Here is a 20848-nt window from a genome sequence, read left to right as displayed (position 1 = left end):
GCGAGCCGGACCCGAAACGTTGCTTCCGTTTCGAAAGGGAGGTCATCGTGACAGATTTGGATCTCCACCGGTAGACCGCATCGACCGGAGTCCCTCGCCGACCGACGAGGCTCAGCCGGTCACCGGCGGTTCGGTGGGCAGGTCGCGGCGCACCACCTTGCCGGTGGGGTTGCGGGGCAGCACGTCCAGGAACACCACGTCGCGCGGCACCTTGTAGCGAGCCAGATGCGCCCGTACGTAGTCCTTGACGACCTGCGGATCGCGGGCCGACGCGTCGGTGGGCACGATGAAGGCGCGCAGCCGCTGGCCGAAATCGGGGTCGTCGACGCCGATCACCGCGGCCTCGACCACGTCGTCGCGCCCGCAGAGCAGGTTCTCCACCTCGACGGGATACACGTTCTCACCGCCCGAGATGACCATGTCGTCGTCGCGGCCGTCGATGAACAGCAGGCCCTCGTCATCGAAGTGACCCTGGTCGCCGGTGGCCATGTAGCCGTCGATGACCTGCTTGTGCTGGCCGTCCGTGTAACCCTCGAACGGAATTCCGGTACGCACGAACACCCGGCCGTGCGCCCCGGACCGGGTGACCCGGCGGTCGTTCGCGTCGTAGAGGGCGACGTGCACGGTGATCGGCGGCCGGCCGACCGTCCCGGGCGCCCGGCGGGCCTCGGCCGGCTGAGCCACCGAGGCGACCGCGACCTCGGTGGAGCCGTACACGTTGTAGATCACCTCACCGAACATCTCGTGGAACCGGTTGGTCAGCTCGGGGGCCAGGGCCGACCCGGCGACGAAGACCGCCTTGAGCGACGACGTGTCGTACTTACTGATGATCTCGGGACCGAGGGCGAGGATCCGGGTCAGCATGGTCGGCACCGCCACCAGCATCTGCGCCCGGTGCTCGGCGATCGCCCGGACGATGTCCTCGGGGTCGAAGCGGCGCAGCAGCACGGCATGGTTGGCCAGGGACAGCCCGACGGTCCAGGCGCCGAAGCCGGTGCTGTGGAACAGCGGCGACGCGAACACCGCGGCACCCTGCCGGGGAAACGGGATCCGGTCCGCGATCACCGCGCTGGCCAGCGGCGACACCTTGGTTCGCGGGGCACCCTTGGGCAGGCCGGTCGTGCCGCTGGTGAGGATGATGAAACCGCCCGGCCGGTCGGGCAGCGGCAGCGGGGTGACCGGATGCGCCGCGATCAGCTCGTCGATCGGCGTGCCCGGCGCCGTACCCCAGGTCACGTAGCGGGGGATGTCGTCCGGCAGGCCTTCGACGAGGGCGGCGAACTCGCTGTCGTACAGCACCACCCGGACCTTTTCGCGGGCGACCACCTCGGCGAACTGCTGCTTCGCGAGGCCGGTGTTCATCAGCGCCAGCCGCAGGGTGGCCCGGGCGGTGCCGCTGATGGCCAGCACCAGGCCGCGGTGGTCGCGGGCCAGCACCCCGACCACCGACCGGTCCGGCAGACCGAGGCCCTTCAGGGCGTGGGCCAGCGCGTTGGACTGCTCGTCGAGCTCCCGATAGGTCAGGGTGCCGCGGTCGTCGGTCACCGCCGGGGCGTCCGGATGCTCGGCCGCCGCCTTCATGATCAGGGCGGCCTGCGGGCCGAGCCGGGAGTTGTCGGCGGCCGCGCGGAGCAGCCGGCGCGGTCGCAGCAGATCGATGATGCCGATCTGGTGCATCCGCAGGACGGCGCGGAGGTGCTCGATCATGGTCGGAGCCCTTGTTCGAGGGGCGGCGGTCTTCCAGGGGCGGCGGTCGCGTGCCGAGCGAGCGGCGGACAGTTCCGAAGGTCTGGCGTGACCGTAGGACAGTGAGCTGGGTCACGGCAAGGGATCAGTCCCTTTGTGGACGCGATCCGCCCCGGTTCAGGTCTTCTCTCGGCGTATACTCTCGGCGTATAGTCGGCCGCATGACGGTACCTCTCACCCTGCTCGGGTTGCTCGAGCGCGAGCCCAGCCACGGTTACGACCTCAAGCGCGACTACGACGCCTTCTTCGGGCGCGACAAGCCACTGTCCTTCGGGCAGGTCTACTCGACGTTGAGCCGGCTCGCCCGCGACGGCAAGGTGGTCATCAGCGACCCCGAGGCGGGCGCCGGCCCCGACCGCAAGCGTTACGTCATCACCGATTCCGGCGCGACCGAGGTCGACAGCTGGCTGACCGAGCCGGTCGCGCCCGAGCCCCACCTGCAGACCGTGCTGTTCGCCAAGGTGACCCTGTCGCTGCTGCTGGGCCGCCCGGCCGAGCACTATCTCGACACCCAGCGCGCCGCCCACATGCAACGCATGCGCGAGCTGACCACGGTCAAGCGCTCCGGCAGCCTCGTCGACGCGTTGCTGGCCGACCATGCCATGTTCCACATCGAGGCCGACCTGCGCTGGATCGATCTCACCGCGGCCCGGCTCGACGCCCTCGCCCAGGAGGTCCGGCGATGACCGTTCTCGAGGCCCGCGACGTCCACCTCTCGTTCGGCCGCACGCCCGCCCTGCGCGGCGCCGACCTGCGCGTGGCCGAGGGCGAGATCCTCGCCGTGATGGGCCCGAGCGGCTCCGGCAAGTCGACGTTGCTGCACTGCCTGGCCGGCATTCTCGTCCCCGGCTCGGGTGAGATCCACTTCGACGGGCACCGCATCGACCAGCTCGGCGAGACCGGGCGGAGCGCGCTGCGCCGCGACCGGTTCGGCTTCGTGTTCCAGTTCGGACAGCTGGTTCCCGAGCTCAGCGCCGAGGAAAACGTCGCGCTTCCTCTCCTGCTTTCCGGCGTACGGCGGACCCAAGCGACCGCCGAGGCCCGGGTCTGGCTGGCCCGGCTCGGCCTCGACGGGCTCGAGGGGCGCACCTCCGGTGAGCTCTCCGGCGGTCAGGCGCAACGGGTGGCGCTGGCCCGCGGTCTCGTCGCCCGTCCCCGCGTGCTGTTCGCCGACGAGCCGACCGGCGCGCTCGACTCGCTCACCGGTGAGCAGGTCATGGATCTGCTGGTGAGCTCGGCCCGCGACGAGGGCACCACCGTCGTCCTGGTCACGCATGAGCCGCGCGTGGCCGCGTACGCGGATCGGGAAGTTGTGGTGCGCGACGGCAAGGTCCTCGCGGTCACCGCGGAGGCCGTCGCGTGATGCGCTTCGGTCTGCGTCTCACGCTGGCGGGGGGTCGTGAGGCAGCCGTACGGCTGGTGGTCATCTCGGTCGCGATGGCGCTCGGGGTCGGCATGCTGATCGCCGCGCTCGCCGGTCTGAACGGTGTCGCCGGGCAGAACGACCGCTACGGCTGGGCCAATTCGCGGGACAGTGCCGGGCCGGATCCACTGTGGTGGCAGCTGCGCATCGACAGTTTCGACTCGCAGACCATCGGCCGGGTCGACCTGGCCGCCACCGGACCGCGCTCGCCGGTACCGCCCGGCCTGCCCCGCCTGCCCGGCCCCGGCGAGTATTTCGCGTCCCCGGGTCTGGCCGAGCTGATCGCCACCACACCCGCCGCCGAGCTGTCCGACCGCTATCCCGGACGCCTGGCCGGAACGATCGGCGACGAGGCCCTGCCCTCCCCCGGCTCGCTGGTCGCCGTTGTCGGCTACCCGGCCGACGAGCTGTCGTCACGACCGGGAGTCCGCCGGGTCGGCACCATCGCGACGACCGCTCCCACCGCCTGTCCCGACGGCTGCTGGTCCGGCATCCCCACCTCGGGCCTGCAGCTCATTCTCGGGGTGGTCGCCGCCGCGCTCATCTTCCCGCTCGTCATCCTGGTCGGCACCACCACCCGCCTGGCCGCCACCCGCCGCGAGCAGCGTTTCGCCGCGATGCGCCTGGTCGGCGCGACACCACGCCAGGTCGCCGTCGTGGCCGCGGTCGAGGCGATGGTGTCGGCCGTCGCCGGCACGATCGCCGGTTTCGGCCTCTTCTTCCTGGCCCGCGACGCCCTGGCCGCGGTCCCGTTCACCGGCGCGGCCATGTTCCCGGCCGACCTCGCGCCGGGCCTGCCGCTGATCGGCGGTGTCGCCGTCGGCGTTCCGCTGCTGGCCGCGGTCGCTGCTCTGGTCTCGCTCCGGCGCGTACGGGTGTCGCCTCTCGGCATCGCCCGGCGCGCCGCCGCCCGGCCCCCGCGGGCCTGGCGTCTCGTGCCGCTGCTCGCCGGTCTCGGTGAGCTGGCCTTCTTCGTCGGCCGGCGTCCCGCCACGACGGACGGGCAGATCCTGGCGTTCCTGCCCGGCATCCTCCTGGTGATGGTGGGCCTCGTCGTGGCCGGCCCGTGGCTGACGATGGCGGTGGCCCGGGTCGCGGCCCGGCGGGTCAACGGCACCGCCGGGCTGATCGCCGCCCGGCGCCTGGCCGGCCACCCGAAGGCGGCCTTCCGCTCGGTCAGCGGACTGGTCATCGCGCTCTTCGTCACCACGGTGGCCGTCGGCATCATCGGCTCCATCGCCGCCGACCGGTCGAAAGAGTTGAACGCCACCGCCGACAACGCGGTTCTCTACACCATCTTCCGCGACGGCCTGCCCGCCCCGACCGGCGATCCGGTGCCGGCCGCGTTGAGGAGCGGGCCCGGCGTACGGTATGCCGCCGTCACCCGCCGCCCACCGGCCGATCTGCCGGTCCCGCACGTCCCGCTCGGTGGCTGGGTCTGGCCGTCCTCGCTGATCGCCTGCGCCGACCTGGCCCACACGTCCTCGACCGGCCGCTGCGCGCCGGGAGCCGAGACGGCCTGGGTCTTCAACACCGTGGAGGACCCCGACGGCTGGAACGGCGTCTGGCCCACCGCCGACATCCCCGCCACCCGCCTGGCGAGCCTGCCGGCCGACACGATCGTCACCTACACCGACGGCTCCACGGCCGCGGTCGAGGGCGCCCGCACCACCTTGGCCAACGCCCATCCCATGCTCTACACGCCCTACACCGAGGCCGACTGGAACGCCGAGACGATGCGGGTCTTCGAGGGCTGGCAGCGCCTGGCCCAGGTGGTGGTGCTGACCAGCCTGGCGATCGCCGGGTGCAGCCTCGCCGTGGGCATCGCGGCCGGCCTGAGCGAACGCAAGCGCCCGTTCAGCATGCTGCGGCTGGCCGGCGTCCCCCTGCGTACGCTGCAACGGGTCGTGGCCCTGGAAAGCGTGACCCCGCTGCTGGCCGCCGCCGTGGTCGCCCTCGGCGCCGGCCTGCTGGCCACCCATCTGTTCCTGCGCGCCCAGATGGAGATCTCCCTGCGCCCGCCGGCCCTGTCCTTCTACGCGGTCGTCCTGGGCGGCCTGCTCGCCTCGCTGATCGTCATCAGCCTGACGCTGCCCCTGCTGCGCCAGATCACCGGCCCGGAAGCCGCCCGCAACGAGTAGCGGGCGGCTCAGGCCCCGAGGTGCGCCGCCACCGCCTGGAGGACGGGAGCCAGGTCGGCGCCGGTGATCGCCGCGTCGGGGCGGAACGGCAGGCGCGCGAGACGGTCGACGCCGGTGGCCCAGATGGTGCGGTCGTGCGGGGCGGGCGTGTGCAGGTCGGTCTTCTCGCCGCAGCACGGGCACTCGAAGTACGCCATGTTCTCCACGCCGCCCAGCACCGGCGTCCGCACCTCGCGCAACGTGCTCAGCGCCCGGCCGGTGTCCAGGTGGGACACCTCGGCCGGCGTCACGACCAGGATCGTCCCCACCCGCCCGGCACCGGACAGCACGCCCTGCTGCGTGAAGCTGATGCCGGGCGGCAGATCCACGACCAGAACCTCGACGTCGCCCCAGTTCGTCTGGTTGAGGAGCCGGCCGAGCATGAGGTCGCTGAGGTCCGACCCGAGGGCGAGCCCCTGCCCGCCGGCCATCAGGAAGCCGGCCGACGCGACCTTGAGCCCGTCCACCTCCACCGCCTCCAGTCCGGACCCGCCGCGCCCGTCGCGGGTCCAGCTGGCCAAGGTGACCGACCGGGCCGGCACGTCGCGGCGGATCCCGAGCATGCGCGGGATGTCGGGTCCGGCGATGTCGGCGTCGACCAGGCCGGCCCGGCGCCCGGAGCGGGCCAGCTCCCGCCCGATCGCGACCGCCACGCTCGATTTGCCCACGCCGCCCTTGCCGCTGGCCACGGCCACGATCGGCACCTGTGGGCTCACCCCCGCAGCACCTCACCGTCCGGAACGGACTGCGGACCGGTCACCTGCACGTCGCCCTCGACGACGACATTCGCCCCGAAGGTGACGTCGCCCTCGACCCGCAGCCGGGTGCTCTGCCGCAGGGACGGCGGCCCGGCCGGGAACCGCTTCTCGAAGTCGGGCATCAGCCGGAAGCGCTTGGGGTCCAGGGTCACGACCGGACCGGGGCCCTCGAAGGTGGGGGCCATCCGGCCGTCGTCGGTGAGCTCATAGGCGTCCGACCGGACCACGAGCAGGTCGTCGGTGGTCTTGACCGGCGCGAACCGCGTCCGGGGCACCAGCACCGGCCGGGCTCCGGCGACCGACCCGATGGCCGCGCCCATCGCCGTCTCCAGCTGGATCACCGGCGTACTGGAAGGGTCTTTGGGGTCGACGGTCTTGTGGTTGACGATGAGCGGGAGCTCCGGCGCCGCCGGGTCCTGCTCCTGCAGCCGCCGCAAGGCCTCCAGGTCGATCCACAGGTTGTTGGTGTTGTAGAACCGCCAGCGCTCGACGTCGGTGAACGAGTCGTCGCCCTCGGGCACCTGCGCGGTCTCCCGCAGCACGACCCGGTCGTGATAGCGGGCGAGGTGCCCGCCCTTGCGGTCGGCGGACGTACCGCGGACGACCTCCATCGCGAACGGGACGCCCTCGGCCGCCACCCACGAGGCGATGCGCAGATCGACGGTCGCCCCCAGGTTGTCCGAGTTCGACACGAACGCCCAGCGCAGACCGGCCGCCAGCAACTGATCGAGCGTTCCCGAGGCCAGCAGCGCCGTGTAGAGGTCGCCGTGCCCGGGCGGGCACCACTCCAGCTCCGGGTCGGCCGGCCACTCCACCGGGAACCGGTCGTCGGTGCGCAGCTTGGGCTCCCGGCCCTGAAGGAAGTCCCGCGGCACCTTCTGGTCGCGGAGCGCGTCGTAGCGGTCCAGCACGGCCAGCGACGGCTCCCGGGTGACCGACGAGTTCATCAGCAGCAGCGGCAACGTGACGTCGTAGCTCTTCCCGACCGCCAGCACCTGCGTCGCGATGACGTCGAGGAAGCTCATCCCCCGCTTGACCTCGAGCAACGACTTCGGCCCGGTCAGACCCATGCTCGTGCCGAGCCCGCCGTTCAGCTTGACGACGACCAGCCGCTCGAGGACCTCCCGAGCCCGCTCGGCCGACGGCTCGGGCAGCTCCTCCAGCCCGGGGACGTCGGTCAGCGGCTCCAGCGACTCGCCCGGCAGCAGACCGGCCCGCGGCTGCTCCAGCTGCTCGAGGCGTCGGCGCAGCGCGGCCAGCTCGGCCGGGTGCGCACCGGTCTGCTCCGCCTTCGCCAGCGTCGCCCGGACATATCCCGGCGTATCCATGTCAGCCCTTTCGAAGTTCCCGTGATGCCTTACGTCAATGAGCCTGTCTGACTGAGGATGCCACCGATGCCGGTTCGGGGCTCGCGCACCAGGAACACGTCGACCGGGTCCTCAGTCTCCAGGGTGAATCCGTGCAGCTCGTACAGCCGCCGGGCCGGACTGCCCCGCAGGACATTCAACCGAACGACCGTACGGTCCCGGTCGCACCGATCGAGCAAACCTCGCAGTACGGCGGTGCCGATGCCCTGCCCCTGCAGGTGCGGGGCCAGATAGAAGTGCTCGAGCCAGTGGCCGTCGGCAGCGGGCCGCAGCGAGACGGAGCCGGCGAACGCGGCGCCGACCTCGACGATCCAGCTGTGAGCCGGCTCGTAGGCGTCCCGCAGGCGCTGCCGGACCCGCCACTCGTCATACCGCCCGAGCCGCTCCAGATCCGCCCGCAACACCACCGCCCGCAACTCCGCCACCGCCTCGACATCCGCCGCCGAAGCCGGCCGAAGCGCCCAGTGGATCATGATTGACATCGTAGTGGGCGGTTGGCGCGCTTCGCCGCAGCCGCCCCTGGGAGTGACCTGCGGCTGACGGGTGCCAGGTGGGCTGGGCCGCCGGCCCGACAGGGAAGAGGTCGGTGGTCGGCGCTTTCAGCCGGACGGCCGAAACCCTGTGACCATGACCGACAAGCCGCTGAGCCGGCCGGCGCCATCCAGGAGTGACATCCGAGTTGCGGCCGGCGGATCGACGGCAGGCGGGCGGCCCGAAGTCCCGAACCGCTCCAGCGGCACGGCGCGCGGCCCAACACCTTGTCGGCCACGGCCGGAGTGACGTCCGGGACGCGGCCGGCAAGTAGGCCGCCGGCGGACGCAGTTCCCGCACCGCTCCTGCAGTAGCGGCCGGCGCGATCAGCCGGCCAACTCGTGTACGGCCGGCGGAGCAGCTGTTCGAACCTTGGGGCGGCAGCTGATCGACGCCCGGAGCGCAGGTGAGCGAGTCGGCTGACGAGGTCGGCGCGTCACCGGCCGGCGCGTCATGGCGGCTTCGGTAGGGCGGTTTCACATGGCGAACGCGGGCGTCTGCGGTTCCCAGAATTGTCGTACGTATGTTCGATAATCGGTGCCATGGTGACAGCGGTGCAGCAGTTGGGTGAGGACGTGGCGAAGTCCGCTGCGGCTCCGCTGTGGCCGCTGAGCGACGACGAGCTGGTTGCCTGGCTGCGAGCGGCGCATCGTATCGAGCAGGCTGCCGTCGTCCTGCAGGCCAGGCTTCTGCGGCAAGCGACGGTTCGAGGCGTGCCGGCGAGACAAGGACATCGCGGCCCAGCCGGCTGGCTACGTTCGATGCTGCTGCTCGACGCCCGGCCGGCCCGTGAGCTGACCGCGAGCGCCGCCACAGTGGGCCGCCGGCCCGAGGTGGAGCAGGCAGTGCTCGACGGCCGCATGAATTGGCGTCAGGCCGCGGCAATCGCCGCTGCCGTCGAGTCCATCCCCGCCGAGGCAGGCACCTTCGACGCTGTTCGAGCCGGTGACGACTGCGCCGGCGATGAGGATGAGAGCGGACACACTTCCGCCGGGGCAACGATGGATGCGGGCGCCGTCGAGGCAGAAGCCGAACGAGTGCTGATCGACATGGCCGGCCGACTGACCGCCACGCAGCTGACCCGAGTCGGTGACCGCATCCTGACCCACGTCGCTCCGGAGCTGGGAACTCGGGCCGAGCAGGCCTACTTGGCAAGACAGGAAGCCCGCGCCCACACCCGCCGCGAACTACATCTGTCGGCGCCCGTCGACGGCCTGGTCCGCCTCTCCGGATTCCTCGGTGCCGAGGACGCGGCAACTGTGCGCGCCGCCCTGCACCCTTTGTGCGGTCCAACCCCCGACGACGCCCGCACACCCGGTCAACGCCGCGCCGATGCCTTGGTCGACATCTGCCGCCTTGCCCTCCGGACCGGTGAGCTGCCGGAACACGGCGGTCAGCCCGCCCAACTGTCGGTCACCGTCGCCTACGACCCCCTCACCCACGCCTTGGGCACCGCCACCACCGACACCGGTGAGCGCTTGTCCGCCGCGGCGGCCCGCCGCCTGGCCTGCGACGCCCAGATCCTGCCCCACGTCCTCGGCGGCGCCGGGCAGATCCTGGACGCCGGCCGCACCCGCCGGCTGGCCACCACCCCCTTGCGACGCGCCCTGGCGGTACGTGACCGTGGCTGCGCCTTCCCCGACTGCGACCGCCCACCCGGCTGGACCGACGCCCACCACATCACCGCCTGGACCACCGGCGGACCCACCACCCTGAACAACCTCGTCCTGCTCTGCCGCACCCACCACCGCCTCATCCACGACCCCGCCGCCGACTGGCACATCCACCTGGGGCCCGACGAGACACCAGAATTCATCCCCCCGCCCCACGTCGACCCCCAGCAACGCCCCCGCCAAAACCTCTACCACCTGCGCTTATAGCTCCAACTAACTAACGGCCCCGCCCGAACGAGGCCCACAACCACAACGCCACCAGCCACTGCGGCAGAGGTCAATGACTCCCCTATCCGGAGCGGCTGGGAACCCAGAGCAACGCGAGCGGCGACCTTGCTGTCGGTGCTCAAGTGCCCCAGAGCTGACGGGGCCTGGATGAGGGCGGGCACCCCGCCGCCCCGGCGGGCGGCGCGACAGCGCAGCCGAAGGCACCGGGACGCGTACGCGGTAGGCCAGTACCGCAGCCGGCCACGGGAGCCGCTGCCAAGCCGATCACGCCGCCGAGCCAGCGCAGCAGCCGAGCTGGTGCCGCCGAGCCAGCACCACCGCCGTCCCGAAGGCGCAGCCACGCCAAAGCCGCTACCAGGCGAGTGCCGCGCGCCCGGCCAGTGCAGCGGCCGAGCCAGTGCAGCGACCGAGCCAGAGCAGCGACCGAGCCAGAGCAGCGACCGAGCCAGAGCAGCGACCGAGCCAGAGCAGCGACCGAGCCAGAGCAGCGACCGAGCCAGAGCAGCGACCGAGCCAGAGCAGCGACCGAGCCAGAGCAGCGACCGAGCCAGAGCAGCGACCGAGCCAGAGCAGCGGCCGAGCCAGAGCAGCGGCCGAGCCAGAGCAGCGGCCGAGCCGGGGCAGCGGCCGAGCCGGGGCAGCGGCCGAGCCGGGGCAGCGGCTGAGCCGGGGCCGGAATCGAGCCGGGGCCGGGGCCGGGGCCAGGGGTGAGGTCGAGATCGTCGACAGCACGGACGGCGCCGAAGCGCCGGGCTCCGAGCGGGGAGTAGGGCACAAATCCGATGCCCCGCTGCTGCCCCTCGGGGCCGCGACCGACCTGAGCACGTGCCGGGGCCGAGCCAGTGCCGAAGGCGGGGCCGGGGCCGAGCCAGTGCCGGGGCCGACTCAGTGCCGGGTTTGAGCCAGTGCCGGGGCAAGGACAGCGCAGCCGCCAGGACGGCGCAGCGGACAGGACGGCGCAGCGGACAGGACAATCGCTGCGCCAGTCCCGCGCCGAGCCAGCGCAGCGGCCGAGCCAGCCGGTGCCACCGCCGGCCCGAATGCGCGGCCAGGCCAAAGCCGCTGCGGGGGTGGTACCGGGCCGACCCAGCGGAACAGCCGGGCCAGCAACGGCCGGGCCAGCAGAGCGGACGAGCCGACGGACCCAGCTGGTCCCCCGAGTCAGCGCAGCTTCCGAGTCGATGTCGCGGCCCAGCGAGCTCGGACGGCGCGGCGGAGCCGGTTTAAGCGACTGGGCCAGTACCGCAAACCCACCGTTAACACTCGATCAGTGCCGCCGGTGAGCCAGGAACGATCGGACAGCTCAGCTGCTAGCCAATGACGCCGCTCTGCCTGCCGCAATCCCAGACCAACGCCGCGGCAGGCGCTGCCCCCATGCGAATGCCGCTGTCAGGCCTCATGCCCCAGCCGTGCCGGGCGCGGCCGTCGGGCTCAGGCGGCCGGCAGGCTCGGTACGGCCACCAGACCCGGAACAGCCACCGGACCCCGAACGGCCACCTGACTCCGAACGGCCACCCGACCCCGAACGGCCACCCGACCCCGAACGGCCACCAAGCCCGGTACCTCCATCAGAGTCAGAGCGGCCGTCAGCCCCGGGCTCGGTGCTGCGGTCGGGTCTGTGCTGGGGTCGGAATGTGGACGGCTTTGAGCCTCTGCGCGGCTGGGTGGGTGTCGATGGGATACTTCTTCGGTCTGTGATCGGCGAGACGCATGGGAGAGCGCGGCCTGATGGTTGCCTTTGAGCTGGCTGTTCAGGATGCGCACGGGTTGGCTGTGGCGGCTCGGCTTCCGGTGGATCGGATCGAGTTGTGTTCGGCGTTGCCGCTGGGTGGGGTGACGCCTTCGCTGGGGTTTGTCGAGGCGGCGGTGGCCACGGCGGGGATGCCGCCGGTGCATGCGCTGGTGCGGCCGCGGCCGGGCGGGTTCGAGTATGAGGCTGCTGAACTCTCGGTGATCCTTTCCGACGTACGTCATGTCTTGTCGGCCGGTGCGGCGGGGGTGGTCGTCGGCGGTCTGCGGGCGGGGAAGGTCGACTCCTCGCTGGTGGCCGCTGTGGTTGAGGCGGCCGACGGGGCCGATGTGACGTTTCACCGGGCATTCGACAACCTTGCGGACCCGTACGCGGGCATTGATGAACTCGTCCGGCTCGGGGTGCGGCGGATCCTGACGTCGGCGGGGGCCGCGCACGTGGCCGACGCGTTGCCGGCGCTGGCCGCTCTGGTGGAGTCGGCCGCCGGGCGGATCGAGATCATGGCCGGTGGCGGGGTCCGGCCCGACGTGGTCGAGAAGATCGTGGAGACCGGCGTCCCGGCGGTGCACGCGTCGGCCAAGCGAGTGGTTCTCGACGCGGTAGGCGTCTCGCTGGGTACGGCCGACGGCGCCGGGCGGGAGACGACCGACGAGGCTGAGGCCCTGCGCATCATCGAGGCTCTGCGGCGGCCGGCGCTGTCTTGATCGCGCTGTCCTGATCCCGCAGCGGGCTCAAATCCGGGCGGCGGCGGCCGAAGGACGACTGTGCCGAGAACGCCGTCCTTGCGCGGGTGGGCCGTGTTTTTGGTCTGCGGGAGTGTCGCGGCCGTCATCCACCCGCTGTTGCCCCACGACTGGTGGACGGCCGGGTTGTCCTCGCTGGTGTCGGTGGGGTCCTGCGCGGTCATGACGGCCGGCGCCCGTCGACATCGGGCCCGGTTCGCGGGCGCCTAATAATTGCTCGGGGTCGGCGTGCTCGCCTGGTCCTGCGGCGATCTGGTGTTCGCCTGGCTGTCCCTGAACGGTGTCATGACGTACCCGGCGTGGGCCGATGCCTTCTATCTGAGTGCCTATCCGTTCCTGGTTGCGGCGTTTTTCCTGCTCACGCGGCAACGCGGGCGGATTCGGGCCGGTTCGGTCACCGACTCGGCGATCGTCGCCGTGGGCGTCGTGTACTGGGCGGTGGTGATCGACCCGATTCTGCGGAGTGTGGGCCCGGTGCTCGTGCGGGTGGTCACGGCCGGCTATCCGGCTGCGGGCGCGCTGCTGTGCGCGGTGATCGTGCCGATGCTGCTGCAGCGCGGGCGCCGCAGCGCGAGCCTGTGGTTGCTGACCGCGGGCAGCGCGTTGACCCTGGTTTCCAACGCCGTCTGCACGCTGCTGCCGGAGGTGACCGCCCGTACAGTTCGATCCTGTTCGCGAGTTGCCTGCTGGCCTACGTCATCTGGGGCGCGGCTGCTCTGCACCCCTCGGCGGCCCATCCGCCGGCGGCGCAGCGCGACAGCCTCGGCCGGGCGCGGCTGCTGGTGCTGACCGGTTCGATGCTGCTGGTCCCGGCGATCATGTTCGTGCAGGGTGAGAGCGGCGCGGGGCACGACCGGTGGCTGACCATGGCGTTCGGCTCGATGGCGTTGTTCGTGCTCGTCGCCACCCGGTTGTCCGGGTACATCGCGCGGGTCGACGATCAGGCCGGCCAGCTGCGTGAGCAGGCCGAGCGCGACGACCTGACCGGATTGCCCAACCGCCGCCAGTTCGAGCGGCTGGCCGCCCGGGCCGCGGCGGACGGGCCGTGCCAGGTTGTGATGCTGGATCTGGCCGGCTTCTAACACGTGAACGACCGGCTCGGCCGCGGCGCCGGTGATCAGGCGCTGACCGCGGTGGCCGCGTTGCTGCGCGACAGCGTCCGCGACCACGACCTGGTAGCGCGGATGGGCGCCGACGAGTTCGCCGTCTGCGTGCGCGACACCGACCCGGGCGAGGCCGCCGCCGTCGCCGCCCGCATCGCGGAGATCGTTCGCGGCCCGGTGCACGCCGGCGAACACGAGCTGTTGCTCAGCGCCCGCCCCGGCGTCTCCGCCGGAACCGGCGTGACGGCGGCCGAGCTCGTCCGGCGGGCCGACACCGCCCGCTACGCCGCCAAGGCCTCCGGCGGGCACCTGGTGATCTACAGCATCGAGCTCGACGAGCGCGCCGAAGCGGCCGAACGACTCGGCGCGGACCTGCGGCACAGCCTCGAGGACGGTGACTTCCACGTCTACCAGCCGATCGTCGAGCTGCACGACGGCCGTACGATCGCTGTCGAAGCCCTGGTGCGCTGGATCCATCCGGTACGCGGCTTCGTCAGCCCGGCCGCCTTCATCCCCATCGCCGAGGACAACGGCCTCATCGTCGAGCTCGGCGAGTGGGTGATGCGCGCGGCTTGCGCCAAGCTCGCCGCCTGGCGGAGCGAACTGGGCGACGCGGCGCCGTGCTACGTCAGCGTCAACGTCTCGGCTCGCCAGCTCAGCGAGCCGGACTTCGCCGAGGTGGTATGCCGCATCCTCGACGAGAACGGCCTGGAGCCGCGAGCCCTGCTCATCAAGGTCACCGAGATCGCGATCTTCGGCGGGGCGTCGCCATCGAGGCCGTCGAGGCACTGCACCGCGCGGGCGTACTCATCGCGCTCGACGACTTCGGCACCGGCCACTCGTCACTCGGCCTGCTGCGCACCGTGCCGGTCGACGTCCTGAAGGTCGGCAAGTCGTTCGTCGACGAGATCTCCGAAGGCGGTCGCGCCGTCATCGTCGACGTGCTCATCCACGTCAGCAACGGTCTCGGCCTGCACGCGGTCGCCGAAGGCATCGAGACCGCCGAGCAGGCCGCCTATCTGCGCGCGCTCGGCTACCACTACGGCCAGGGCTACTACTACGCCAAGCCGGCGCGCGAGCTGGAACTGGTCAGCGCGCCAGGTCGTGGCGGCGGTGGGTGAATTTCTCGGCCAGCCAGACCGGTAGCAAGCGCCGCGCGGGGAAGACGAGCGCGGCGTTGCTGCCCACGGCGTAACGCTGACGGGGTTTGTCCTTCTCGATGGCGGCGACGATGGTGGCGGCGACCCGCTCGGCGGAGACGCCGGCCGCCTCGTTGCGGTTGAGGGCGGCCAGCATGCGCTCGTAGTCCGCGCGGTGCGGCGAACCGGGCTCGATGTAGCTGGTGCGGCGCTCGCTGAGGCCGGTGCTGATCGCGCCGGGCTCCACGGTGGTCAGCCAGACGCCGTACGGGGAGAACTCGTGCCGGGCGCCGTTGCTGAAGCCCTTGAGGGCGGCCTTGGTGGCGACGTACGACGAGCGGTAGGCCAGCGGGAACGACGCGAGCATCGAGCCGACCATCACCACCCGGCCGTAGCCCCGCTCGCGCATGCCGGGCAGGGTCAACTGCGTCAGCCGTACGGGTCCCAGGACGTTGAGCTGGAAGATGCGGCGCAGAGCGTCGGGCGGCAGCTCCTCGAACGGTCCGCTCTGGCTCTCGCCGGCGTTGTTGACCAGGATGTCGACCGTCCGCACCTGCTCGGCCAGGGCTTCGATGGAGTCGGGCTCGGTCAGGTCGAGCGGCAGGTAGTCGACGCCGGCGGCTTTCTGATGCGGGGCGAGGGATTCGGGGTGACGGCTCGTCCCCAGGACCCGGTAGCCGCGGGCGGCCAGCGCGGTCGCCGTCGCCAGACCGATGCCGGACGAGGCGCCGGTGACCAACGCGGTGCGATGCATCGATGCACCCTATCGGGTGCCGGCGGTGATCCGGTTGATCGACGTGCGGCCTAACTGCCCGGGACGGCCGGACGCCGCCGGGCGAGGCGGGTCAGCGAACGGGGCTGGCGGGCTGACCGGCGGACTGGCCGGCGGGCTGACCGGCGGACTGGCCGGCGGGCTGACCGGCGGGCTGTTCGGCGGGTGAGTGGCCGCGTAGTTCGGCCAGCAGGCCGTCCCGGTCGGTGAGGACGGCGCCCAGGATGCGGCGGCCGGCGGCCAGCAGGTCGGCCACGTCGGGGGTGCTCAGGGCATACATGACCAGGCCGTGGTCGCGGAACGAGACGACCACTCCGGTGCGGCGAAGGACGGCCAACTGCTGGGAGAGGCTGGACGGTTCCACGTCGATGTTGGCCAGCAGGTCGCGGACGGGGCGGGGGCCCGCCTGGAGCAGCTCGAGTACGCGGATGCGGACCGGGTGGCCCAGGGTGCGGAACAACTCGGCCTTTGCCTGGTAGAGCGGCACTGACATCGACGTCTCCCCCACCTGGAAATGCGTGGCGACCACATTAGGGGGCGAGTGACTTGCCACACCAATGTGCAATTCGGAACCTGCTGCATTGCAGAACTCTTCAATTGGCGGCCCGGACAGATTAATTTTCGAACCGGGTGCCGGGGCGCTGACGGACACTCTGTCCGATCGACGATCACCGTTTCCGGCGATGCTGGGTGCGGGCCCACGGAAGGCCCACGGAAGGCCGGTGAAAGGCCTGCGGAAGGAGCACACGGCGAATGGCCGAGATGGACGTGGCACTCAAGGACGCGCTGCAACTGGACGGCGCGCTCGCGGTGGCGATCGTGGACTGGACCAGCGGAATGGCGCTCGCCACGGCGGGCGGCGGATTCGGCTTCGACGTGTCGGTCGCGGCGGCCGTGAACACCGAGGTGCTCCGGGCGAAATACCGCACGCTGGAAATGCTGGGCCTCCGGGAGAAGGTCGAGGACATCCTGGTGACCCTCGACTCGCAATACCACCTGATTCGGCCGATCACCGCGCCCGACGGCGGCGGCCTCTTCCTCTATCTGGCTTTGCAGCGGGAGCGCGCCAACCTGGCGATGGCGCGGCACCGCCTGCGGGTCATCGAGCAGCAGTTGGAGATCTGAAGCCGGCGACCATCGCGCCGAGGACGCGGATCAACCGGGGCTCGACGTCGACGATCGCGTGGGCGAGATCGGGCTCCGACTCATAGAACTCCCGCAGCCGGGTGCCGGGCGCGGCCATCTGCCACAGCGCCCCAGCCAGGCCGGCCGCGGTCGCCACCAGGTCGTACGCCTGCTGGTCGCTCACGCCGAGAAGGCGGCTCAGATCGCCGGCGACCACCCGCACCGCGGCCAGCGACGTCAGCTTGTAGGCGTGGACGGTTTCGAACGAGACGTTGCGCTCGAGGTTGAGGGGGGTGTGGGCCAGCAGGTCGCAGAAGAGCGGCCGGGAGGCGAACGAGCGGGCGAGCACCACCTCGGGCGGGGCGGTGTCCCACGAAGCGCGGATGTCGGCTGTCCAGTCCCGCCAGCATTCGGCGGTCAGCGCCAGGAAGATCTGCTCGCGCGTCTCGAAGTAGCGCAGCATCGCCGACTTGTGCATCCCGACCTCGGCGGCCACGTCGGTCAGAGTCACTTCGCGCACGCTGCGGGCGGTCGCCAGCGTGCGGGCGGCCTCGAGAATGGCGCGCTCACGTTCCTGCTTGGCTTCGGCACTACGGGCGCGTCGCGGGGTAGCGGACATCACGGCCTCACCTTACACAACACGGTTGCGGTATTAACAAAACCGAGTTTCACTAAGTGCATGACACAGACATGGTTCATCACCGGCTCCTCCCGGGGCTTCGGCGCCGCTCTGGCTCGTGCGGCCCTCGACGCGGGCGACCAGGTCGTCGCCACGGCTCGTCAGCCCGGCGATCTGAGCGAGCTTGTGAAGGCGTACGGGGACCGGGTGCTGCCCGTTGCTCTTGACGTGACCGACCGGGACGCCGCCCGGGCGGCGGTCGAGCAGGCCGTCGCGCGATTCGGGCGCATCGACGTGGTTGTCAACAACGCCGGGTACGCCAACATCGGGGCGATCGAGACGACCGGCGAGGACGACTTCCGGCGCCAGTTCGACACCAACTTCTGGGGCGTCTATCACGTGACGCGCGCAGCGCTGCCGGTGCTCAAGAAGCAGGGCTCGGGCACGATCGTGCAGTTCTCGTCGATCGGCGGGCGCGTCGGCGGCACCCCGGGTCTCGGCTCGTATCAGGCGGCCAAGTTCGCGGTCGACGGCTTCACCCGGGTGCTGGCGGCCGAGGTCGCACCCCTGGGGATCCGGACGCTCGTGGTGGAGCCGAGCGGCTTCGCGACCGACTGGGCCGGCTCGTCGATGGACGTCCACGACATCGCCGAGGAATACGCGGCGACGGTCGGCGCGGTCGCCGGCGGCATGGGTGGCCGGGCCGAGAACCTGGTGGCGGGCGATCCGGCTCGCGCCGGCGAGATCCTCGTCGAGGTGGTCCACCGGCGGCACCTGCCCTCGCACCTGCCCATCGGGGTGAACGCGGTCGAGATGGCGCGGAGCCACGCCGGCAAGCAGATCGCCGAGGTGGAGGAGTGGGCGGCGGTCGGCCGGTCCGCCGACTTCGCCGAGGCGTATCCGGCCGCCTATCCGCAGGACTGATCTCGAGACGGTTGGTCGTGGCATGTCGTGGAGCATGGCACTTCCCGGCTCGCGGCCGGGCCGGTTGTCCACAGCATTCGTCACGCCGCCGAGGCGTTCGGGTGGTTATCCACAGGCCCGACCGCGAGTCCCGCGATCTTGGGGCGTTCCGCGTAGCGTGCTTCGCGTGAGCCGCTTCGTCGAAGGTGTCATCGTCAACGCCGCCCGAGCCCGCACGGGCATGGTGACCGGCGAGCCCGGGCAGCCCGTCCGTCGCACGTGGACGGAGCTGCATCAGCAGGCCCGGCGCATCGCCGGCGGGCTGGTCGCCGGCGGGCTGCGGCCGGGTCAGGCGGTGGCGGTGCTGGCCGGGATGCCGGCCGAGATCGCCCCGGTGGCGCAGGGTGTGTGGCTCGCGGGCGGCAGCATCACGATGTTGCACCAGCCCACCCCGCGCACCGACCTGGCGGTGTGGCGCGACGACACTCTGCGCGTGCTGCGGATGATCGATGCGCAGTCGGTGGTGGTCGGTGCGCCCTTCGAGCAGATGGCGGCCGCCCTCGACGCGTACGGGATAAGGCACTTCTCCCCCGATGATCTCAGCGCCGGGGCGGAGATCGAGCCGGTGGACGCCGATGAGGACGGGCCGGCTCTGCTGCAGCTCACCAGCGGCTCGACGGCCGAGCCCAAGGCCGTGCGCATCACCCACCGCAATCTGTACGCCAACCTGCGCGACTCGAGTGAGCACCTCGGCTGCGGCGAGGACGGCGTCATGGTGTCGTGGCTGCCGATGTTCCACGACATGGGGATGATCGGGTGTCTGGCGCTGCCCATGATCAGCGGGCTCGAGCTGGTCAGCGTGACGCCGGGCGACTTCCTGGGGCGGCCGCTGCTGTGGGCCGAGCTGCTGAGCCGCCATGGGGGCACGATCACTACGGCGCCCAACTTCGCGTGGGCCGTGCTGACCCGCGTGCTCGCGCGGGTGTCGCCGGGGGAGCTCGACCTGTCGAAGTTGCGCGTGGCCTGCAACGGGGCGGAGCCGATCGACCCGGCCACCATGCGCGCGTTCGTCGAGGTGGCGGCGCGGTTCGGGTTCGATCCGGGTGCGGTCAACTGCTGTTACGGCGCGGCCGAGAGCACGCTGGTCATCTCGATGTCCGGGGTGGCCGACCCGATGATGCTCGACCGGGTGGACGCGGTCGCGCTGGAGCGGGACAACCGGGCGGTGCCGGCTGACGCTTCCGGGGAGGCGGTGCGGGAGATTCCGTTGCTGGGCCGGCCCTTTCCGAGTGTCGAGGTGCGGGTGGTCGATGACGACGGCAAGCCGCTCGGTGACCGCCAGGTGGGGCGTCTGCAGTTGCGCGGCGAGTCGGTGACCGACGGCTACCTGACGCCGGGCGGGTGGGAGCCGGCCGGCGACGCGGAGGGCTGGCTCGACATCGGGGACGAGGGCTACGTGGCTGACGGGCAGATCGTGGTGTGCGGGCGGCGCAAGGACGTGATCATCATGGGCGGTCGCAACATCTATCCGACCGACATCGAGCGGGCCGCAGGGGCCGTTCCGGGTGTGCGCGAGGGGAACGTGGTCGCCGTCCGGCTGCCGGCCGGTGTGGGACGGGAGTCGTTCGCGGTGCTGGCCGAGTCGCGCCAGGCGGGTGACGAGACGGCGGCGGCGCAGATCGCCCGCGAGGTGACCAGCCGGGTGGTCGCCGAGGTCGACGCGCGGCCCACGGTGGTTCGCGTGCTGCCGCCGGGGTCGTTGCCGAAGACGCCGTCGGGCAAGCTCCGGCGGGCGGCGGCTCGTCAGCTGTTGGAGAGCGCCTGAGGAGCGGGTGGTGGTGCGTCCGACTTGGCGGTCACCGCAACAAATGGCAACCGCTTGCCAGCGGGCGGGGGCGGCGGCGTGCAATTGCGGGGTGACATCACCGGATAGCGACGAGGCTGCGCGGGCGACAGCCCATGTGGCGGAGCAACTGCGCGGGGTCGAGCGGCTGGGGGTGGCGTATTCGGGTGGGGTCGACTCGTCCGTGTTGCTGGCGCTGGCGGAGCGGGCGCTCGGGGCCGGGCGGGTGGTGGCGATCCTCGGGGTGTCGCCGAGCTTGGCGGCCGACGAGCGGGGCGCGGCGCACCAGGTGGCGAGGGTGATCGGGGTGCCGGTCGTCGAGGTCGAGACGTTCGAGGGTGAGCGGGACGCGTACCGGGCGAACGGGCCCGACCGGTGCTTCCACTGCAAGGACGAGCTGTTCACGCGGATCGGGGCCGAGGTGGTGGTGGCGCAGCGGCTGGACGCGGTGGCGTACGGGGAGAACGCCGATGACGTGCGCCGGCTGGATCGGCCGGGTGCGCGGGCGGCGGCTGAGCACCGGGTTCTGAGTCCGTTGGCCGCGGCGGGGCTGGACAAGGCGGCCGTACGGCGGATCGCGCGGGTCTTCGAGCTGCCGTGTGCCGACAAGCCGGCGGCGCCGTGCCTGGCGTCGCGCATTCCGCACTTCCAGATCGTCAGCCCTCGTAAGCTCAGCCAGGTGGAGAGGGCCGAGGCGGCGCTGCGGGGGCTCGGCTTCGGTGATCTGCGGGTGCGCCATCACGGCGAGGTGGCGCGGATCGAGCTTCCGGCGGGAGACCTGGTGCGGGCGGTGAGTGAGCCGTTGCGTGATCGGGTAGTCCAGGCCGTGACGGAGGCGGGTTTCCGCTTCGTCACACTCGATCTGGCAGGGATTCAGTCGGGGGCGTTCACGGGCGCTTTCGTCGGCGGGGACACGCCCGGCCCAACGGAAAGTGAAGGCTGAGC

Annotated in this window: 20 protein-coding genes; 13 read left to right on the top strand and 7 right to left on the bottom strand. The window is 71.6% G+C overall.

From position 1 onward, the window contains the following. Nucleotides 1-111: 111 nt before the first annotated feature. On the bottom strand, nucleotides 112-1707 hold the full coding sequence (locus NAG42_RS27650; protein ID WP_250034622.1) for an acyl-CoA synthetase: 1596 nt from the start codon (nucleotides 1705-1707) through the stop codon (nucleotides 112-114). Nucleotides 1708-1907: 200 nt separating this feature from the next. Between NAG42_RS27650 and NAG42_RS27645 the strand changes: the two genes are divergently transcribed. Genes NAG42_RS27645 through NAG42_RS27635 form a run of 3 tightly spaced genes read left to right on the top strand, consistent with a single transcriptional unit; the run spans nucleotide 1908 to nucleotide 5310 of the window. Further along, nucleotides 1908-2432: a PadR family transcriptional regulator gene (locus NAG42_RS27645; protein WP_250034620.1), complete on the top strand. Its 525-nt coding sequence runs from the start codon at nucleotides 1908-1910 to the stop codon at nucleotides 2430-2432. Further along, nucleotides 2429-3109, top strand: coding sequence for an ABC transporter ATP-binding protein (locus tag NAG42_RS27640; RefSeq protein WP_250034619.1), 681 nt, complete (start codon nucleotides 2429-2431; stop codon nucleotides 3107-3109). The genes NAG42_RS27645 and NAG42_RS27640 overlap by 4 nt, the downstream gene beginning before the upstream one ends. After that, nucleotides 3109-5310 carry an FtsX-like permease family protein gene (locus NAG42_RS27635; protein ID WP_250035095.1) on the top strand — a complete coding sequence of 734 codons (2202 nt, stop codon included), beginning with the start codon at nucleotides 3109-3111 and terminating at the stop codon, nucleotides 5308-5310. Before NAG42_RS27640 ends, NAG42_RS27635 begins: the two co-directional genes overlap by 1 nt. An 8-nt stretch (nucleotides 5311-5318) precedes the next feature. Here the strand turns inward: NAG42_RS27635 and NAG42_RS27630 are convergent, their stop codons facing one another. The 3 genes from NAG42_RS27630 to NAG42_RS27620 are packed head-to-tail and all read right to left on the bottom strand — an operon-like array spanning nucleotide 5319 to nucleotide 7947. Continuing rightward, a complete protein-coding gene (locus NAG42_RS27630; RefSeq protein ID WP_250034617.1) occupies nucleotides 5319-6065 on the bottom strand; it encodes an Mrp/NBP35 family ATP-binding protein in 747 nt (248 codons plus the stop codon). Next, nucleotides 6062-7435: a UTP--glucose-1-phosphate uridylyltransferase gene (locus tag NAG42_RS27625; RefSeq protein WP_250034616.1), complete on the bottom strand. Its 1374-nt coding sequence runs from the start codon at nucleotides 7433-7435 to the stop codon at nucleotides 6062-6064. The genes NAG42_RS27630 and NAG42_RS27625 overlap by 4 nt, the downstream gene beginning before the upstream one ends. Before the next feature lie 29 nt (nucleotides 7436-7464). Further along, nucleotides 7465-7947 (bottom strand): GNAT family N-acetyltransferase, encoded by a 483-nt coding sequence (locus tag NAG42_RS27620; RefSeq protein ID WP_250034614.1) that lies wholly within the window; start codon nucleotides 7945-7947, stop codon nucleotides 7465-7467. A 600-nt stretch (nucleotides 7948-8547) separates the two neighbouring features. Here NAG42_RS27620 and NAG42_RS27615 point away from each other — a divergent pair. The 6 genes from NAG42_RS27615 (at nucleotide 8548) to NAG42_RS44415 (ending at nucleotide 14623) form a co-directional block, all read left to right on the top strand. Then, nucleotides 8548-9885 carry an HNH endonuclease signature motif containing protein gene (locus NAG42_RS27615; RefSeq protein WP_250034612.1) on the top strand — a complete coding sequence of 446 codons (1338 nt, stop codon included), beginning with the start codon at nucleotides 8548-8550 and terminating at the stop codon, nucleotides 9883-9885. 1731 nt (nucleotides 9886-11616) lie between these two features. Then, complete coding sequence (locus tag NAG42_RS27610; protein WP_250034611.1) at nucleotides 11617-12360, top strand: copper homeostasis protein CutC; 744 nt, start codon at nucleotides 11617-11619, stop codon at nucleotides 12358-12360. 267 nt (nucleotides 12361-12627) lie between these two features. Continuing rightward, on the top strand, nucleotides 12628-13188 hold the full coding sequence (locus NAG42_RS27605; RefSeq protein WP_250034609.1) for a hypothetical protein: 561 nt from the start codon (nucleotides 12628-12630) through the stop codon (nucleotides 13186-13188). Then, nucleotides 13182-13481: a GGDEF domain-containing protein gene (locus tag NAG42_RS27600; protein WP_250034607.1), complete on the top strand. Its 300-nt coding sequence runs from the start codon at nucleotides 13182-13184 to the stop codon at nucleotides 13479-13481. The genes NAG42_RS27605 and NAG42_RS27600 overlap by 7 nt, the downstream gene beginning before the upstream one ends. A gap of 3 nt (nucleotides 13482-13484) precedes the next feature. Beyond that, nucleotides 13485-14384 carry an EAL domain-containing protein gene (locus NAG42_RS27595; protein WP_308201199.1) on the top strand — a complete coding sequence of 300 codons (900 nt, stop codon included), beginning with the start codon at nucleotides 13485-13487 and terminating at the stop codon, nucleotides 14382-14384. Then, nucleotides 14273-14623, top strand: coding sequence for an EAL domain-containing protein (locus tag NAG42_RS44415; protein WP_308201204.1), 351 nt, complete (start codon nucleotides 14273-14275; stop codon nucleotides 14621-14623). The genes NAG42_RS27595 and NAG42_RS44415 overlap by 112 nt, the downstream gene beginning before the upstream one ends. On the opposite strand, the gene NAG42_RS27590 is transcribed toward NAG42_RS44415, so the two are convergent. Both NAG42_RS27590 and NAG42_RS27585 read right to left on the bottom strand, forming a co-directional pair. Continuing rightward, nucleotides 14592-15395, bottom strand: a complete 804-nt coding sequence (locus NAG42_RS27590; RefSeq protein WP_250034605.1) for an SDR family oxidoreductase — start codon at nucleotides 15393-15395, stop codon at nucleotides 14592-14594. The genes NAG42_RS44415 and NAG42_RS27590 overlap by 32 nt on opposite strands. Nucleotides 15396-15486: 91 nt before the next feature. After that, nucleotides 15487-15906, bottom strand: coding sequence for a metalloregulator ArsR/SmtB family transcription factor (locus NAG42_RS27585; RefSeq protein ID WP_250034604.1), 420 nt, complete (start codon nucleotides 15904-15906; stop codon nucleotides 15487-15489). A gap of 260 nt (nucleotides 15907-16166) precedes the next feature. Here NAG42_RS27585 and NAG42_RS27580 point away from each other — a divergent pair, with 260 nt between their 5' ends. Continuing rightward, a complete protein-coding gene (locus NAG42_RS27580; protein ID WP_250034602.1) occupies nucleotides 16167-16538 on the top strand; it encodes a hypothetical protein in 372 nt (123 codons plus the stop codon). Here NAG42_RS27580 and NAG42_RS27575 read toward each other — a convergent pair. Continuing rightward, on the bottom strand, nucleotides 16513-17157 hold the full coding sequence (locus NAG42_RS27575) for a TetR/AcrR family transcriptional regulator (protein WP_250035094.1): 645 nt from the start codon (nucleotides 17155-17157) through the stop codon (nucleotides 16513-16515). The genes NAG42_RS27580 and NAG42_RS27575 overlap by 26 nt on opposite strands. Nucleotides 17158-17217: 60 nt before the next feature. Here NAG42_RS27575 and NAG42_RS27570 point away from each other — a divergent pair, with 60 nt between their 5' ends. From NAG42_RS27570 to larE, 3 genes are all read left to right on the top strand, one after another. Next, nucleotides 17218-18081, top strand: a complete 864-nt coding sequence (locus tag NAG42_RS27570; protein ID WP_250034599.1) for an SDR family NAD(P)-dependent oxidoreductase — start codon at nucleotides 17218-17220, stop codon at nucleotides 18079-18081. A gap of 166 nt (nucleotides 18082-18247) precedes the next feature. Continuing rightward, the gene (locus NAG42_RS27565; RefSeq protein WP_250034597.1) at nucleotides 18248-19885 is read left to right on the top strand and encodes a fatty acyl-AMP ligase; all 1638 of its coding nucleotides are present in this window, start codon (nucleotides 18248-18250) and stop codon (nucleotides 19883-19885) included. Between the two features lie 91 nt (nucleotides 19886-19976). Then, nucleotides 19977-20846: an ATP-dependent sacrificial sulfur transferase LarE gene (gene larE, locus NAG42_RS27560; RefSeq protein WP_250034595.1), complete on the top strand. Its 870-nt coding sequence runs from the start codon at nucleotides 19977-19979 to the stop codon at nucleotides 20844-20846. The last annotated feature ends 2 nt before the right edge of the window (nucleotides 20847-20848 follow it).

Source organism: Paractinoplanes maris, assembly GCF_023544465.1.
Classification (GTDB): Bacteria; Actinomycetota; Actinomycetes; order Mycobacteriales; family Micromonosporaceae; genus Actinoplanes; species Actinoplanes maris.
Note: the sequence above shows the minus strand (reverse complement) of the source record. Positions and strands in the feature narration are given on the sequence as shown.

Excerpts from the sequence above, each read along its gene's own strand:
- NAG42_RS27590 (WP_250034605.1), bottom strand. The coding sequence starts at position 15,395 with ATGCATCGCACCGCGTTGGTCACCGGCGCCTCGTCCGGCATCGGTCTG.
- NAG42_RS27625 (WP_250034616.1), bottom strand. The coding sequence starts at position 7,435 with ATGGATACGCCGGGATATGTCCGGGCGACGCTGGCGAAGGCGGAGCAG.
- NAG42_RS27635 (WP_250035095.1), top strand. The coding sequence starts at position 3,109 with ATGCGCTTCGGTCTGCGTCTCACGCTGGCGGGGGGTCGTGAGGCAGCC.
- NAG42_RS27580 (WP_250034602.1), top strand. The coding sequence starts at position 16,167 with ATGGCCGAGATGGACGTGGCACTCAAGGACGCGCTGCAACTGGACGGC.
- NAG42_RS27570 (WP_250034599.1), top strand. The coding sequence starts at position 17,218 with ATGACACAGACATGGTTCATCACCGGCTCCTCCCGGGGCTTCGGCGCC.
- NAG42_RS27620 (WP_250034614.1), bottom strand. The coding sequence starts at position 7,947 with ATGATCCACTGGGCGCTTCGGCCGGCTTCGGCGGCGGATGTCGAGGCG.
- NAG42_RS27645 (WP_250034620.1), top strand. The coding sequence starts at position 1,908 with ATGACGGTACCTCTCACCCTGCTCGGGTTGCTCGAGCGCGAGCCCAGC.
- NAG42_RS27640 (WP_250034619.1), top strand. The coding sequence starts at position 2,429 with ATGACCGTTCTCGAGGCCCGCGACGTCCACCTCTCGTTCGGCCGCACG.
- NAG42_RS27585 (WP_250034604.1), bottom strand. The coding sequence starts at position 15,906 with ATGTCAGTGCCGCTCTACCAGGCAAAGGCCGAGTTGTTCCGCACCCTG.
- NAG42_RS27610 (WP_250034611.1), top strand. The coding sequence starts at position 11,617 with ATGGGAGAGCGCGGCCTGATGGTTGCCTTTGAGCTGGCTGTTCAGGAT.
- NAG42_RS27615 (WP_250034612.1), top strand. The coding sequence starts at position 8,548 with ATGGTGACAGCGGTGCAGCAGTTGGGTGAGGACGTGGCGAAGTCCGCT.
- NAG42_RS27575 (WP_250035094.1), bottom strand. The coding sequence starts at position 17,157 with ATGTCCGCTACCCCGCGACGCGCCCGTAGTGCCGAAGCCAAGCAGGAA.
- NAG42_RS27650 (WP_250034622.1), bottom strand. The coding sequence starts at position 1,707 with ATGATCGAGCACCTCCGCGCCGTCCTGCGGATGCACCAGATCGGCATC.